At 40.8% G+C, this 15942-nt stretch carries 8 protein-coding genes, 3 rRNA genes and 1 riboswitch; of the genes, 5 read left to right on the top strand and 6 right to left on the bottom strand.

Annotated elements, in window-relative coordinates; all coding sequences use genetic code 11:
* Positions 1 to 84: 84 nt before the first annotated feature.
* A riboswitch (Lysine riboswitch) is annotated at positions 85 to 255 on the bottom strand.
* Between the two features lie 177 nt (positions 256 to 432).
* The 3 genes from ACQW5G_RS03410 to ACQW5G_RS03420 are packed head-to-tail and all read left to right on the top strand — an operon-like array spanning position 433 to position 3457.
* A complete protein-coding gene (locus ACQW5G_RS03410) occupies positions 433 to 1803 on the top strand; it encodes an aspartate kinase (protein WP_429971671.1) in 1371 nt (456 codons plus the stop codon).
* Between the two features lie 12 nt (positions 1804 to 1815).
* Positions 1816 to 2790 carry a diaminopimelate epimerase gene (gene dapF / locus ACQW5G_RS03415; protein ID WP_429971672.1) on the top strand — a complete coding sequence of 325 codons (975 nt, stop codon included), beginning with the start codon at positions 1816 to 1818 and terminating at the stop codon, positions 2788 to 2790.
* 13 nt (positions 2791 to 2803) lie between these two features.
* Complete coding sequence (locus tag ACQW5G_RS03420; protein WP_429971673.1) at positions 2804 to 3457, top strand: NADPH-dependent FMN reductase; 654 nt, start codon at positions 2804 to 2806, stop codon at positions 3455 to 3457.
* 60 nt (positions 3458 to 3517) lie between these two features.
* On the opposite strand, the gene ACQW5G_RS03425 is transcribed toward ACQW5G_RS03420, so the two are convergent.
* Both ACQW5G_RS03425 and ACQW5G_RS03430 read right to left on the bottom strand, forming a co-directional pair.
* Positions 3518 to 5227, bottom strand: a complete 1710-nt coding sequence (locus ACQW5G_RS03425) for a MucBP domain-containing protein (protein ID WP_429971674.1) — start codon at positions 5225 to 5227, stop codon at positions 3518 to 3520.
* Between the two features lie 134 nt (positions 5228 to 5361).
* A complete protein-coding gene (locus ACQW5G_RS03430) occupies positions 5362 to 6114 on the bottom strand; it encodes a sulfite exporter TauE/SafE family protein (RefSeq protein WP_429971675.1) in 753 nt (250 codons plus the stop codon).
* A gap of 271 nt (positions 6115 to 6385) precedes the next feature.
* Here ACQW5G_RS03430 and ACQW5G_RS03435 point away from each other — a divergent pair, with 271 nt between their 5' ends.
* Both ACQW5G_RS03435 and ACQW5G_RS03440 read left to right on the top strand, forming a co-directional pair.
* Positions 6386 to 7612, top strand: a complete 1227-nt coding sequence (locus tag ACQW5G_RS03435) for an MFS transporter (protein WP_429971676.1) — start codon at positions 6386 to 6388, stop codon at positions 7610 to 7612.
* Positions 7596 to 9149 (top strand): bifunctional metallophosphatase/5'-nucleotidase, encoded by a 1554-nt coding sequence (locus ACQW5G_RS03440; protein WP_429971677.1) that lies wholly within the window; start codon positions 7596 to 7598, stop codon positions 9147 to 9149. Before ACQW5G_RS03435 ends, ACQW5G_RS03440 begins: the two co-directional genes overlap by 17 nt.
* A 35-nt stretch (positions 9150 to 9184) precedes the next feature.
* Here the strand turns inward: ACQW5G_RS03440 and ACQW5G_RS03445 are convergent, their stop codons facing one another.
* The 4 genes from ACQW5G_RS03445 to ACQW5G_RS03460 all read right to left on the bottom strand — a co-directional run bounded on the left by ACQW5G_RS03445 (position 9185) and on the right by ACQW5G_RS03460 (position 15523).
* Complete coding sequence (locus tag ACQW5G_RS03445; RefSeq protein WP_429971678.1) at positions 9185 to 10468, bottom strand: cation:dicarboxylate symporter family transporter; 1284 nt, start codon at positions 10466 to 10468, stop codon at positions 9185 to 9187.
* Between the two features lie 138 nt (positions 10469 to 10606).
* Positions 10607 to 10723, bottom strand: a 5S ribosomal RNA gene (rrf, locus tag ACQW5G_RS03450).
* Positions 10724 to 10810: 87 nt separating this feature from the next.
* Positions 10811 to 13726: ribosomal RNA gene (locus ACQW5G_RS03455) — 23S ribosomal RNA — on the bottom strand.
* Positions 13727 to 13946: 220 nt separating this feature from the next.
* Positions 13947 to 15523, bottom strand: a 16S ribosomal RNA gene (locus tag ACQW5G_RS03460).
* Together the 16S, 23S and 5S rRNA genes form the textbook arrangement of a ribosomal RNA operon.
* Positions 15524 to 15942: the final 419 nt, after the last annotated feature.

The raw sequence follows: 15942 nt of genomic DNA on the forward strand, positions 1-15942 counted from the left end.
TTAAATCAAATCAGGAATAAAAAAAGAGTCTATTTTTCGGAAGCACCGATAAAATAGACTCTTATTGTTTCATTAATAGAATCGATTATTCATAGCTCCCCGGAATTGCTTCCGACAGTTCATAGCCTATTTAACTATGTCCCAGCTTACTAAGTTCCATTACTTAGCGCTTCGGCGAATAACCCTTTCATCTGCTTCATAGTCCAATGGGGACTCCACAAATTACTCTTATTACTCGCGACCTCTATTTGATTTGATTAAATCATAACGAATTAAATTGCATCCGTCAATACTTTTATTTTAATTTTCGTTCGTAAATTTCTTTGTTTCTATATATTAGCAAGATTAATTGTCGTTTTTTCGTGTGACTGGGGTTGCTGCTAAGCGATTTTAGTGTTAATTTCAATTCAACTAATTTGCGAGGTGAAAGAAATGAAAGTTGTAAAATTTGGTGGTAGCTCATTAGCTGATGCTGACCACTTCGAACAGATTATCAAAATCATCCAAAGTGATCCCGAACGAAAAGCAATTGTCGTTTCGGCTCCGGGAACGCGTTTCAAGGGTGATATTAAAGTAACTGACTTATTAATCAAGTATGCCAATGCCGTCTTAAATCACGAAGATTATACTGACACTCAAGCTGAAATAATTAACCGTTATCAAGCCATTGCTGACCACTTTTCGTTACCTGAAAATGTGATGGATCAAATTGCGACAACTATCAAATCCCTTCCTTTGCAAACCTACTCAGATGACGAATTTTTAATGGCCGCTTTCAAGGCGCAAGGTGAGTATTTAAACGCCTTTCTGCTTACTCAAGTTCTGAACAAAATCGGGATGCCAACTCAATTTATGGATCCCCGAGAAGTTGGATTTTTAGTCAGCAGTGTGGCTCAAGATGCCCATGTCTTAGATGCTACTTATGATAATTTAGCCCAATTCAGAAATCCCGAACAACACTTAGTTTTCCCTGGCTTTTTTGGAATTACCGAAGATGGTCAAATTGCCACTTTTTCTCGGGGTGGTTCAGACATTACTGGTTCAATTGTGGCCAAAGGATTAGCTGCTGACGTCTACGAAAACTTTACTGATGTGGATGCCATTTATTCCGTTGATCCTCGGATGGTAAAAGATCCTCAAAGTATCAAAGTGATGACTTACCGCGAAATGCGGGAATTATCCTATGCTGGTTTCTCAGTCTTTCATGATGAAGCGATTTTGCCAGCTATCGATGCCGAAATTCCCATTAACGTGAGAAATACAAACCATCCAGATTTACCCGGAACAATGATTGTACCAGAACGTAACTTCAAACCAGCAGGATTAGTAACTGGGGTTGCTAGTTCTAACCGGTTTGCCGCTCTTTATATCCATCGTTACTTATTAAATAAAGAAACTGGTTTTACTTTAAAATTGTTGCAGATTCTCTATAAATACAACATTTCCTATGAACATATGCCATCTGGAATTGATGATTTAACGATTATTTTTGACAAACGGCAATTTACCCCAAAATTAATCGAACAAATTTGTGCCGAAATTCAAGACGTTCTTCAACCTGATCAATTAGAATGGATTGATGACTATGCAATTATCATGATTGTTGGTGAAGGAATGCAAAAAAGTCCGCACACCATTGAAGACATTATCCGTCCCCTCACTGATCACGAAATTAAAATTCATATGATTAATCAAGGGGCTTCTAAAATTGCGATTATGTTGGGTACGAACCAATCCGATGCCGAACAAGCCGTTAAATTAATTTACCAACATTTCTTCGATAATAACCGCATTCTTGATTAGAAAGGAATTCTCATGACTGAATTACTTAAGGTTCATGGATCAGAAAATACATTTTTCATTCTCGATTTAACTCAATTTGACGAACAACCTAGCTTTGCTGCTATTTCACAATTAGCGGTAGCAATGAAGGCTTCTGATAACCCTAATTTAAACAACATCGACGGAATTTTAGTCGTAGAAAACTCAGATCACCCTGGTTGTTTAGGTAAAATGACCGTTGTTAACGCTGACGGAAGTTTGGCCTCAATGTGTGGAAATGGGTTGCGAACGGTTACCCGTTATTTAGCGCATAAGTTTGGACAAACAAGCTTCAAAGTCGAAACGCAAGATGCCGATTTGGCAGTTGAACAATACCCAGATTTAGCTGCTAACGTGCCAGCTTTTGGAGTCCAAATTTCACCCGTTCGATTTAACCACGCAGCGTTTCCTTTTGATAATCTAGGAACTGAAGAAATTCATGATCAAAAATTGCCTGAACTAGACGATGAACTAAAATTTACTGCGATTGCTGTACCTAATCCCCATCTAATTAGCTTTATGCCTAAAAATGTCTTGGAATCAGACAAATTAGAAAAGTTAGGAACTTATTTGAACGGAGAAAATCCCTATTTCACTGATGGAGTAAACGTTAATTTTGCCGAAATTTTAGCACCCGATACCTTATTTGTCCGCACTTTTGAACGAGGAGTTGGTTTTACTAATGCATGTGGAACCGGGATGACTTCAACCAGTTTAGCCTACGCCTTAAACCACTACGATGGTGATTTTGATAGAATCATTACGGTTTATAATCCCGGTGGAATGGTTAAAGTTCATGTGCAAAAAATTGGCGATGATTATCACTTGCAATTGATTGCCAATGCCACTAATCTAGGGACTTTCACAATTAATGCAGCTGATTTGTTTAAGCATAATTTCAGTAACGGAACTTTCACTACAACCGACGAAGAAACCAGCTACCAAGCTTGGGTAAATTCCCTCAAATAATTGAGCATCTTTTATGAACTTACTAAAAGAAAGTGTTATTATTTTAGTAAACCAAGTAAAGGATGGATTAATTATGACTAAAATTAATGTAATTTTAGGTAGTGTCCGTGAACCTTCAATGGGCCATCGACTCTTTACCTATTTAGAAAATCATCAAGATGAACTCGAAGCCAAAAACGGTGTAGCAATTAACTTTATTAAAATTGGCGACTACAAATTAGCCCCTTATAATGAACCATTTCCACCAATGGCCACTCCAGATTATGTCAATACTTTGGATGGTAACCAAAAGAAATGGGTTGAAGATGTTTCAGATGCTGACGGAATGCTACTTCTAGCTCCTGAATATGATTATTCAATTCCTGGTGCTTTGAAGACTGCTTTAGATTACTTAGCTCAAGGTGTGAATGACAAACCCGTTCAAGTAATTAGTTACTCAATGGGTAAAGTCGGTGGTTTACTTGGAACTATGGCCTTATTACCAGTTTTCCAAGTGCTCAATATGATTACTTTGAGCCACAATATGCAATTAGCTAATATTCAAAACGTTTTCACTGCTGATGGAGAATTAAATCCTGATTTATCTGATAAAGAAAAAACTTACTACACTGATCGTATTGATGGCGTAGTTAAAAACCTTGCTCACTATGCAAAATTATTGAAATAAAATCTCTATAAAAATAAAAAAGACGACTCTTTAAAAGTCGTCTTTTTTTGTATCTAGTTTTTAGTTAACAAAATAAGTTAAATATAAATTAGTTGGTCCATCAAGTGGATAGTTACCAGTTAAATCATGGTCGAAATACGTTGGATTATATTGATCTGCATGATTATAAGTATATCCGGCAATTTCTGGTACATTTCCATCTAAACTCCATGGAGTTGCAACCTGACCTGAAATGCTGGTACTTGGTTTAATTTCATTACCATTTTGGTCATGGTAGTAAACGTTAACTGTTCCTACTTTTTCATAAGTTAAGTAAACATTTGTGTCACCATTTGCTGAATATGTTCCTTGTAAATCGTGGGTAACATTTTGGCCGTTGTAGACATCAACATGGTTGTATTGATATCCGTTGATTTCTGGAACCCAGTTGGTATAATTCCAGTCATCGCCTGAAGTACCATTCCACGTAAATGATGCATGGCCGTCATTGGTGTCAATTGAATTTCCATCTTGGTCGTGGAAGTAGAAAGTTACTTTTGCTGGCTTTTTAACGTTGTAAGTTAAGTAAACATTAGTATCGCCATTTGCTGAATATGTTCCTTGTAAATCATGAGTAACGTTTTGTCCGTTATAAACATCCACGTGACTGTATTGGTAGCCATTGATTTCTGGAACCCAGTTAGTATAATTCCAGTCAGTTCCTGGAGTACCGTTCCATGTGAATGAGGCATGACCATCATTGGTGTCAATTGAATTTCCATCTTGATCATGGAAGTAGAAGTTTACTTTAGCTGTTTTATTGGCATTGTAAGTTAAGTAAACGTTGGTATCACCATTTGCTGAATATGTTCCTTGTAAATCATGAGTAACGTTTTGTCCGTTGTAGACATCCACGTGGCTGTATTGATAACCATTGATTTCTGGAACCCAGTTAGTATAATTCCAGTCAGTTCCTGGAGTACCATTCCAGGTAAATGATGCATGGCCGTCATTGGTATCGATTGAATTTCCATCTTGATCATGGAAGTAGAAGTTTACTTTCGATTGGGTTGCTGGTTGACTTGGTTGAGCGGGAGTATTGTCGCCACCATTGTTAGCAGGTGTTTCTGGTTGTGCAGGATTTTGGTTGCCACCGTTGTCGTTGTTAGCGGGTTGTGATGGTTGAGTAGGATTTACTGGAGTTAATGAACCAGTAGCATCCGTCATATTAGCAGCATTTTGGATTACTGTTTGTCCCATTCTACCAATGTTGTCATAATGTTGAGTTGCTCCAGCGGTAACATATGCTGGATCTACTTGAGCACCAACTCCGGCAGAGCCTTGATTTAGAAATAATGATAAAGTGTAGTCACCAGTAGGAGTTCCATCTCCAGCAATACTACGAGCAACTTGGGTTCCCGCATCATATATGTGACCTGAAGGGCCTTTCATATCTTGGTTTAAAGTACCGAATTGAACATTAGCTGAACTCATCCAATCTGCATTAATAATGCCGGCGCGTTGTGCTGATTCAGGAGCATTCACAACAGGAGTGTTCGTAGTACTAACTTGATTTGGAGTATTAGCTGCCGCAGCTGAAGTTGCATCATCCGCTTTAGCTTGTGCTAATACAACAGGAGCTTGTTGTGCTGATTGAACAGCGGTTTGTTCTGTTTGTGGTTGCGTTGGTTGCTGTGTATTAGTATCAGCTAAAGCAGATACTGATAGTGCAGCACTAACTGCCAAAAATGTAGTAGCGAAAACTACACTTTTTTTACTTGTCTTTTTCATCGTTTATCCCCAGATTAAATATAAAGAATTTATTAAATTCTTTATTAGGCTACACCCCACCACAAAAAATAGTCAAGCGATTGTTACTGGACAAGCAAAAAGTCAGTGAAGGATAATCACTGACCTTTAAAATCTTATAAAAATGCTTGATATCCCAAGTAAAGCGCCACAATAATGGCGAAACAACTAATCGTGTATTGCATGACTTTGGAAGGAATAAACCGAACTACGATTGGTCCAAGATATCCTCCGGCAAATAAACCAACGGCAATAATGGGAACGACAATCCAATCAATTGGTAAGGTGAAGACGAAAATAATAACCGATAAAATATCAGCACATAAAGCTGCCATATTCCGGGTTGCATTATATTCAGCATATGGTGCCGTCGTAATCCGAGACAACACGGCGTTTAATAATACTCCAGTTCCAGCACCAAAGTAACCTTCGTAAACCCCAACTGCCATTAATGCCGCAATCGACATTACTTGAACACTACGCTTAACTTCAGTCGCTGAATTGTGTTTCTTTGGCATTGCCATTAAGATTCCGGAGAAAAGAATAATAATGGGAACTACTTTTTTAAATGTGTCAGCAGAAGTGAAAAGCAAAATAATTGATCCAAACAATGAACCAAACGTCACAAGCGCTGAAATTTTGATCCATTCGGGCACATTTTTCTTCAATTCTTGGCGTGATGATAACACGGCACTGGTATCACTGAATAATAATCCCACGGTAATCGTAACGTTGGCAGTAATTGGGGAAATCCCAACGTATAACATTGCTGGATATAATGCTAACGTAGCCATCCCGACAATTCCATTCATGGTTCCCGCAATAATACTGGTTACCACTAAAATAATAATATTCGTAACTGTAAACATTTTTCGACCTACTTTCTTGTTTCCATACCTACTATTATCAACTTTCTAATTAGTTGATTCAACTTTATTTCTTAAATTTTTCCTAACTAAAATTTGAATTTCCACCGCAAAGTGCTAGTATGTAATCTAAAGATTATAACTTTAACTGGTTCAGTGAAACCACAAGTATCTATCTCGATTATTGTACCCAAACTATACAATCAACTTGAATGATTTTGTGTGTCCTGAACTGGCCATTACAAAATCACTTTTTTATTTGGGGGAATTTTTAATGCATTTTTCGAAGTTTAGCAAGTATCAAAAAAGTGTGTCACTTTCAACAGGATTAGGTTTTATCCTAGAACGAATGGATGCCGCTTTCATGGGTTTGGCATTAGCATCAATTATTGCCACTTTACACATTTCCAAAGCTGAAGGTGGATTAATTCCAGCCATTACCGCGTTAGGTTCATTAGTCGGTGGAGTTGGATTCGGAGTTTTAGCTGACAAATTTGGTCGGGTTAAAACGCTTAGTTGGTCAATCTTCATCTACGCGATTGGTACTGCCGGAATGGGTTTCACTAATTCATTCTCACTCTTGTTAATATTCCGTATTATCATCGGTCTTGGTACCAGTGGTGAATATGGAATTGCTTTAACGATGCTTAGTGAAGCGTTCCAAAAGAAATACATGGGACGAATTTCATCTGCTGCCGGAATTGCCGGACAAGTTGGTGCCATTGTGGCTTCATTGCTTGCTGCCGTAGTGCTTCCTAATTGGCACATGTTATTCTTCATTGGAATTATCCCAGTTATTCTAGCTGCTTATGTTCGTTTTAGAATTCCCGAAAGTAAAGCTTTCACTGAAAATAAAATTGAAGAAAAGAAAGATAACAAAGTTAAACTAGGTGACGTGTGGTCATTATTTGCTACACCTGCAGAAGCCTTCTTATCAATCAGAATTGTGCTTATGTTCTTAATTCACATTGCCGGTTATGATACTGTCATGAACTGGTTACCAACGATTGCCCAAGAACGAATGCACGTTAACGTTGCTCACTCATCACTCTGGATGGTCTTTACCATTATTGGGATGGGTGCCGGTATGGGGGTCTTTGGCTATCTTCAAGATAAATATGGTAGTCGTTTAGCTTACGGAATCTTCTTATTAGGTTCAGCTATCTCTGTCTTCTTCCTTATTATGGCAACTAACCCAATTGAATTCGTGATTGCCGGTGCCATTGTTGGTTTCCTAACTGATGGAATGTACACCGGTTACGGTGCTATTGTAAGTAACCTTTACCCAAGTAAAGATCGTGCCACTGCCAATAACACGATTATGTCCATCGCCAAAACGATTGGGACATTCTCACCTGTTTTAGTTGGATACATTATGGATGTATCTACGGTCACAACTGTGGTAATCTTTATGAGTGTATGTTACCTCGTAAGTTTCGTAGTTATGATTTCAATTAAACAATTGAAGAAAGATCACCCACGTTATGTCCAAGACAATTAAAATTTTATCCACCAGCGATGTCCACGGTTTCGTTTATCCAACTGATTTCAGTAGTCGTAAAAACGTTACTGAATTAGGCTTATTAAAAGCTGGTAGTTTCATTAAACAAACGAAAGCAAATGCTGCTGACAACGAAATTGTTGTCGCACTTGAAAATGGTGACCTCATCCAAGGTTCGCCACTCACAAGTTATCTCGCTGATCATTCCGATCATCGGGATTTTTTGAGTTCGATTACCAAAAAAATTGGTTACGATGCCGGAATTCTAGGTAATCATGAATTCAATTACGGTTTTAACTACATTAAAAGTAGTGAGGCTGCGCGTAATTACCCGATTTTGAACGCTAATATTGACGGTGCAATTAAGGCCGGAATTGCTGACAAACCCTATACGATTATTGAACGCAATGGCGTGAAAATTGCGATTTTAGGTTTGACGACGGCCTTTATTCCAAATTGGGAATTAGCTAAAAACATCCCTGATTTAAAGTTTAATTCAATTTTACCGATTGCTAAACAACTTATCCCAGGGTTACGCAAACAAGCTGATATCGTAATTGTGAGCTATCATGGTGGAATTGAAGCTGATCCAGCGACTGGTGAACCAACGGAAAAATATACCGTTGAAAATGAAGGCTACCGTTTATTGACCGAAGTTCCTGGAATCGATGCCTTAGTGACTGGTCATCAACACCGGACGTTAGCTACTAAAATCAATGGTGTGCCATTTACACAACCAGGTGTTCACGGAACTAACGTTGGGGAAATAACATTAACGTTAGATGATGATAAGCACGTGATTGCCAATGATAGCCAGTTAATTTCCACTGCTCCAATTCAAATTGATCCAGAATTAGTTCCTGATTCAACGTTAAACAACACCGTGCAAAATTGGCTAGATCAACCCATGGGAACTGTGGCTGGTGCCGATATGCGCATTGATGATCCGATGGCGGCTCGTTTACATGGTCACCCTTATTTGGAATTGATTAACCAAGTGCAAATGGACGCCTTAGGTACTGATATTGCTAGTACCGCGTTATTTAGTAATGATTTAACTGGTTATGGTCGTGAAGTTTCGATGCGGGAAATCATCAATAACTATCCCTATCCAAACTTAGGCTTTTTGGAAAAAGTCAGTGGTGCTGATTTGAAAGCTGCCTTGGAACGCTGTGCTAGTTTCTTCACTCTGGAAGATGGGAAAGTTGAGATTAGTAAAGCCTTTACGACGCCAAAATTACAATTATTTAATTATGACTTTTATAGTGGCATTGATTACGAATTTGATTTAAATAAGCCAGTTGGTAGTCGCTTAACCAAGCTTGAATATCATGGCCAATCTGTAACTGATAAACAATCATTGCTAGTTGCGATGAATAACTACCGGGGAATCGGTGGTGGTGAATACTCAATGTTTGGTAGCGATAAACTGGTTAAGCAAACGAGTGATAGTATTCAAAACTTAACGATTGAATACTTGAAGAAACATCATCCCTATCAAGCCATTCAACCACATAATTTCAATGTAATAAAATAAGGAGCTAGCTGATAAATTCAGCTAACCCCTTTTTATTATGCAGTTTTTTTTGCTTTCAGCTCTTTAACATACGCTGCAGCTTTATCATGGTTAAATTCATGTTCTGATGTTCCAATTACAACTGTTGCAAGTGAGTTACCTACTACGTTAACTACCGTTCTGGCCATATCAACGAAACGGTCAATTCCAGCAATAAAGGTTAAGCCAGCCATTGGCACACCGATGGTTGAAACTGTAGCCAATAAGACAACGAAGGAAGCACCGGGAACTCCGGCCATTCCTTTAGAAGTAATCATTAAGACTACTACCAAGGTAATTTGTTGCCCAAGACTTAAGTGAATTCCGTAAGCTTGTGCTAGGAAAATGGCGGCAATTGATTGGTAGATAGCTGAACCATCAAGGTTAAATGTATATCCAGTTGGGATAACAAATGACACGATTGATGGGCTAACCCCAAATTTGTCCATTTTTTCCATCATCTTAGGCATCACGGCTTCTGAACTAGCAGTTGAGAAGGCTAAGATAATTTCGTTTTTCATCACGAGTAATAAACTAAAGAGGCTAAAGTGACAAAGTTTTGCCACAATTCCCATCACTACAATAACGAAGAAGAACATGGTTCCGTAAACAATGAGGACAAAGTAACTTAGTGGGAGTAGGACTTTAATTCCTAATTCAGCTAAAGTTAATCCGATTAAAGCACAGACTCCGATTGGAGCAAGATGCATAACCCAGTTAGTGATTTTAAACATTACTTGAGAAACAGAATCTAAGAAATCAACAATAATTTGACCCTTTTCACCAATCGCAGCTGTTCCTAAACCAAAGAAGACAGAGAAAACGATAACTGGCATCATGTCCCCTTTAGATAATGATCCAAAAATATTAGTTGGAATTAAACCAATCAATGTCGTCCAGAGACTCGCATTTTCTGAATGCTTAGCAGTGGAAACGTATGAGCTAATATCCATTGAAGAATGCATTTGATGAACATCGATAAACGTCCCAGGATGGAGAACGTTTGCGACAATTAAACCAATAATGATGGCTAAAGTAGTCATAATTTCAAAATAAAGCAGTGTTTTACCACCAATTCGACCAACTTTTTTAATATCACCCATACTGGCAATTCCAACCGTTAAACAAGAAACCACGATTGGTAATACAATCATTTGAATTAAGCCAATGAACATGGTTCCAATACTTTGCATGGCAGTAATTGCTGGCTTGTTATGGTAACAGACTAAACCTAAAATAATTCCTAGAATTAGACCAGCAACAATTTGCCAACCTAACGTGAACTTAAATTTTTTCTTCATTTGTTTGCCATCCTTTTATGTAATCAATCTTATATAATTATCACAATTATACTCCATTATTAACAGTTGTTTCACAAAAATGAACAATTTTAGACAACAAAAAAGACCTTAGCTAAATGCTAAAGTCTTTTTTTATTTGCGTGGCAACGTCCTATCCTCGCAGGGGGCGATCCCCCAACTACTTTTGGCGTGCTGAAGCTTAACTTCTGTGTTCGGCATGGGAACAGGTGTATCCTTCAGGCTATCGCCACCACACTATTTACTTGAAAGAACTTCGTCCTCTCAAAACTAGACAATATTATTTTCTTCCGATATTTTCCATTGTATCTATAATATAAATACTTGGTTAAGTCCTCGACCGATTAGTATTAGTCCGCTTCACGTATCACTACGCTTCCACTTCTAACCTATCTACCTGATCATCTTTCAGGGGTCTTACTTCCATAAAGGAATGGGAAATCTCATCTTGAGGCGAGTTTCACACTTAGATGCTTTCAGCGTTTATCTCATCCATACATAGCTACTCAGCAATGCGCCTGGCGGCGCAACTGATACACCAGCGGTATGTCCATCCCGGTCCTCTCGTACTAGGGACAGCTCCTCTCAAATTTCCTGCGCCCGCGACGGATAGGGACCGAACTGTCTCACGACGTTCTGAACCCAGCTCGCGTACCGCTTTAATGGGCGAACAGCCCAACCCTTGGGACCAACTACAGCCCCAGGATGCGATGAGCCGACATCGAGGTGCCAAACCTCCCCGTCGATGTGAACTCTTGGGGGAGATAAGCCTGTTATCCCCAGGGTAGCTTTTATCCGTTGAGCGATGGCCCTTCCATACGGTACCACCGGATCACTAAGTCCGACTTTCGTCCCTGCTCGACCTGTATGTCTCGCAGTCAAGCTTGCTTTTGCCTTTACACTTTAGGAATGATTTCCAACCATTCTAAGCAAACCTTTGAGCGCCTCCGTTACTATTTAGGAGGCGACCGCCCCAGTCAAACTGCCAACCAGACACTGTCTCCGCGCACGATCAGTGCGCAGGGTTAGAGTGTTCACATAACAAGGGTAGTATCCCACTAACGCCTCCACCGAGACTAGCGTCCCGGCTTCTATGGCTCCTACCTATCCTGTACAAGTTATGTAAACACCCAATATCAAGCTACAGTAAAGCTCCATGGGGTCTTTCCGTCCTGTCGCGGGTAACCTGCTTCTTCACAGGTATCTTAATTTCACCGAGTCTATCGTTGAGACAGTACTCAAATCGTTACGCCTTTCGTGCGGGTCGGAACTTACCCGACAAGGAATTTCGCTACCTTAGGACCGTTATAGTTACGGCCGCCGTTTACTGGGGCTTCATTTCGGTGCTTCGCCGAAGCTAACACTTCCACTTAACCTTCCAGCACCGGGCAGGCGTCAGCCCATATACTTCATCTTACGATTTTGCATAAACCTGTGTTTTTGATAAACAGTCGTTTGAGTCTTTTCACTGCGGCTGACCTTGCGGTCAGCACCCCTTCTTCCGAAGTTACGGGGTCATTTTGCCGAGTTCCTTAACGATAGTTCTCTCGCTCACCTGAGGATACTCTCCTCGACTACCTGTGTCGGTTTGCGGTACGGGTAATTAATTACTAACTAGAAGCTTTTCTCGGCAGTGTGACGTCAGATACTTCTCTACTTAAATTTCGATCCTCATCATTGCTTGTCAACCCGCTTGAAAGCATTTGACTCTCAAACTGACTTACAATTTAAACGCACATATCCAACAGTGCGCATATCTTAGCCTACTGCGTCCCTCCGTTGTTCAAACATAATTAACTAGTACAGGAATCTCAACCTGTTATCCATCGCCTACGCTTCTCAGCCTCGGCTTAGGTCCCGACTAACCCTGGGTGGACGAGCCTTCCCCAGGAAACCTTAGTCATACGGTGGATCAGATTCTCACTGATCTTTCGCTACTCATACCGGCATTCTCACTTCTAAGCGCTCCAGCAGTCCTTACGGTCTACCTTCATTGCCCTTAGAACGCTCTCCTATCACGCAACATAGTTGCGTCCGCAGTCTCGGTAATATGCTTAGCCCCGGTAAATTTTCGGCGCAGAATCACTCGACTAGTGAGCTATTACGCACTCTTTAAATGGTGGCTGCTTCTGAGCCAACATCCTAGTTGTCTATGCAACTCCACTTCCTTTTCCACTTAGCATATATTTAGGGACCTTAACTGGCGGTCTGGGCTGTTCCCCTTTCGACTATGGATCTTATCACTCATAGTCTGACTCCCGGACATAAATCAATGGTATTCGGAGTTTATCTGAACTTAGTAATCCTAGATGGACCCCTTGCTCAAACAGTGGCTCTACCTCCATGATTCTTATTCCGAGGCTAGCCCTAAAGCTATTTCGGAGAGAACCAGCTATCTCCAAGTTCGTTTGGAATTTCACCGCTACCCACACCTCATCCCAGCACTTTTCAACGTACACGGGTTCGGACCTCCGGTGCGTATTACCGCACTTTCATCCTGGACATGGGTAGATCACCTGGTTTCGGGTCTACGGCAACATACTAAGACGCCCTATTAAGACTCGCTTTCGCTACGGCTCCGCTTTTTCGGCTTAACCTTGCATGCAACTGTAACTCGCCGGTTCATTCTACAAAAGGCACGCCATCATCCATTAACGGACTCTGACTGCTTGTAGGCACATGGTTGCAGGAACTATTTCACTCCCCTTCCGGGGTGCTTTTCACCTTTCCCTCACGGTACTGGTTCACTATCGGTCACTAGGTAGTATTTAGCCTTGGGAGATGGTCCTCCCAGATTCCGACGACGTTTCACGTGTGTCGCCGTACTCAGGATCCTGAACTGAGGGTATTTGATTTCGCTTACGAGGCTATCACTCTCTTTGGCTTAGCTTCCCAGCTAATTCAACTATCAAATACTTTTGTAACTCAAATGTTCAGTCCTACAACCCCGAACCACAGGGGTTCGGTTTGGGCTATTCCCCGTTCGCTCGCCGCTACTTAGGGAATCGAAATTTCTTTATATTCCTGAGGGTACTTAGATGTTTCAGTTCCCCTCGTCTGCCTTTGCATAGCTATGTATTCACTATGCAATGACCAGCCATTACACTGGTCGAGTTTCCTCATTCGGAAATCTCCGGATCAAAGCTTACGTACAGCTCCCCGAAGCTTATCGCAGTTAGTTGCGTCCTTCATCGGCTCCTAGTACCAAGGCATTCACCATGCGCCCTTATTAACTTAACCTATAATCCTACGGATTATAAATTATATTGAGTTTTAGCGATTAAAACTAATTAAAAAACTCAAAAATAACACAATGGTTATTTCTCGGTTCAATTATATAAAAATATAATTATTACAGAAAATAATATTATCTAGTTTTCAAAGAACAAAATTAAGAGAGTAGAAACTCTCAAAACTGAATAAGATTTTGATTAATGTAAGGTTCCGAATTATTCCTTAGAAAGGAGGTGATCCAGCCGCAGGTTCTCCTACGGCTACCTTGTTACGACTTCACCCTAATCATCTGTCCCACCTTAGGCGGCGGACTCCTAAAAGGTTATCCAACCGACTTTGGGTGTTACAAACTCTCATGGTGTGACGGGCGGTGTGTACAAGACCCGGGAACGTATTCACCGTGGCATGCTGATCCACGATTACTAGCGATTCCAACTTCATGCAGTCGAGTTGCAGACTGCAATCCGAACTGAGAACGACTTTAAGAGATTAGCTTGACCTCGCGGTTTCGCAACTCGTTGTATCGCCCATTGTAGCACGTGTGTAGCCCAGGACATAAGGGGCATGATGATTTGACGTCGTCCCCACCTTCCTCCGGTTTATCACCGGCAGTCTCTCTAGAGTGCCCAACTTAATGCTGGCAACTAAAGACAAGGGTTGCGCTCGTTGCGGGACTTAACCCAACATCTCACGACACGAGCTGACGACAACCATGCACCACCTGTCATTCTGTCCCCGAAGGGAACGTCTAATCTCTTAGATTGGCAGAAGATGTCAAGTCCTGGTAAGGTTCTTCGCGTAGCATCGAATTAAACCACATGCTCCACCGCTTGTGCGGGTCCCCGTCAATTCCTTTGAGTTTCAACCTTGCGGTCGTACTCCCCAGGCGGAATGCTTAATGCGTTAGCTGCGGCACTGAGAGGCGGAAACCTCCCAACACCTAGCATTCATCGTTTACGGCATGGACTACCAGGGTATCTAATCCTGTTTGCTACCCATGCTTTCGAGCCTCAGCGTCAGTTACAGACCAGATAGCCGCCTTCGCCACTGGTGTTCCTTCATATATCTACGCATTTCACCGCTACACATGAAGTTCCACTATCCTTTTCTGCACTCAAGTTTATCAGTTTCCGATGCACTTCTTCGGTTAAGCCGAAGGCTTTCACATCAGACTTAATAAACCGCCTGCGCTCCCTTTACGCCCAATAAATCCGGACAACGTTTGCCACCTACGTATTACCGCGGCTGCTGGCACGTAGTTAGCCGTGACTTTCTGGTTAGATACCGTCACGCTGTGAGCAGTTACTCTCACAGCCGTTCTTCTCTAACAACAGAGTTTTACGAGCCGAAACCCTTCTTCACTCACGCGGCGTTGCTCCATCAGACTTTCGTCCATTGTGGAAGATTCCCTACTGCTGCCTCCCGTAGGAGTATGGGCCGTGTCTCAGTCCCATTGTGGCAGATTACCCTCTCAGGTCTGCTACGTATCATCGCCTTGGTGAGCTATTATCTCACCAACTAGCTAATACGCCGCGGGTCCATCCAGAAGCACTAGCACAAAGGCCAGCTTTCAAACAAGAACCATGCGGTTCTTGTTGTTATACGGTATTAGCATCTGTTTCTAGGTGTTATCCCCTTCTTCTGGGCAGGTTACCCACGTGTTACTCACCAGTTCGCCACTCAGTCGGATCTAAAATCAAATTGATGCAAGCATCTCATTTCAATTAGGCGACTTCGTTCGACTTGCATGTATTAGGCACGCCGCCAACGTTCGTCCTGAGCCAGGATCAAACTCTCATTTTAGAATGAGAACTTTACTAGCTCTTATTTATTACTTTTTCGCAAATTGACATTGCAATTGTTTAATTTCTAAACTAAGTTTAAAAATTATCCTTACACTTTATTGTAATCAAAATCTTGTTCAGTTTTCAAAGATCTACTCAAGTTCTGCCGTAACAGAACAATAACTATATTACTCGGAAGTGACTGTTGTGTCAACACTTTCTAGCAATTTAATTAAAAAATTTTTTCAGTTAAAAGTGACTACGTCCCTCTCAACATTTATAACTATACTCTGTTGGTCAGAAAAGGTCAAGAGTTTTGTTTGAAAAATACGAACTTTTTTTAAATTACTTTTTTCTACTATATAAATGGTTATTTATCTTTATCAATTGACCACTATCTAATTTAGTGATTAAATGTAAGTAACTTATTAAAAGGGA

It is taken from the genome of Fructilactobacillus sp. Tb1 (genome assembly GCF_050500285.1).
In the GTDB taxonomy this organism is placed as follows: domain Bacteria; phylum Bacillota; class Bacilli; order Lactobacillales; family Lactobacillaceae; genus Fructilactobacillus.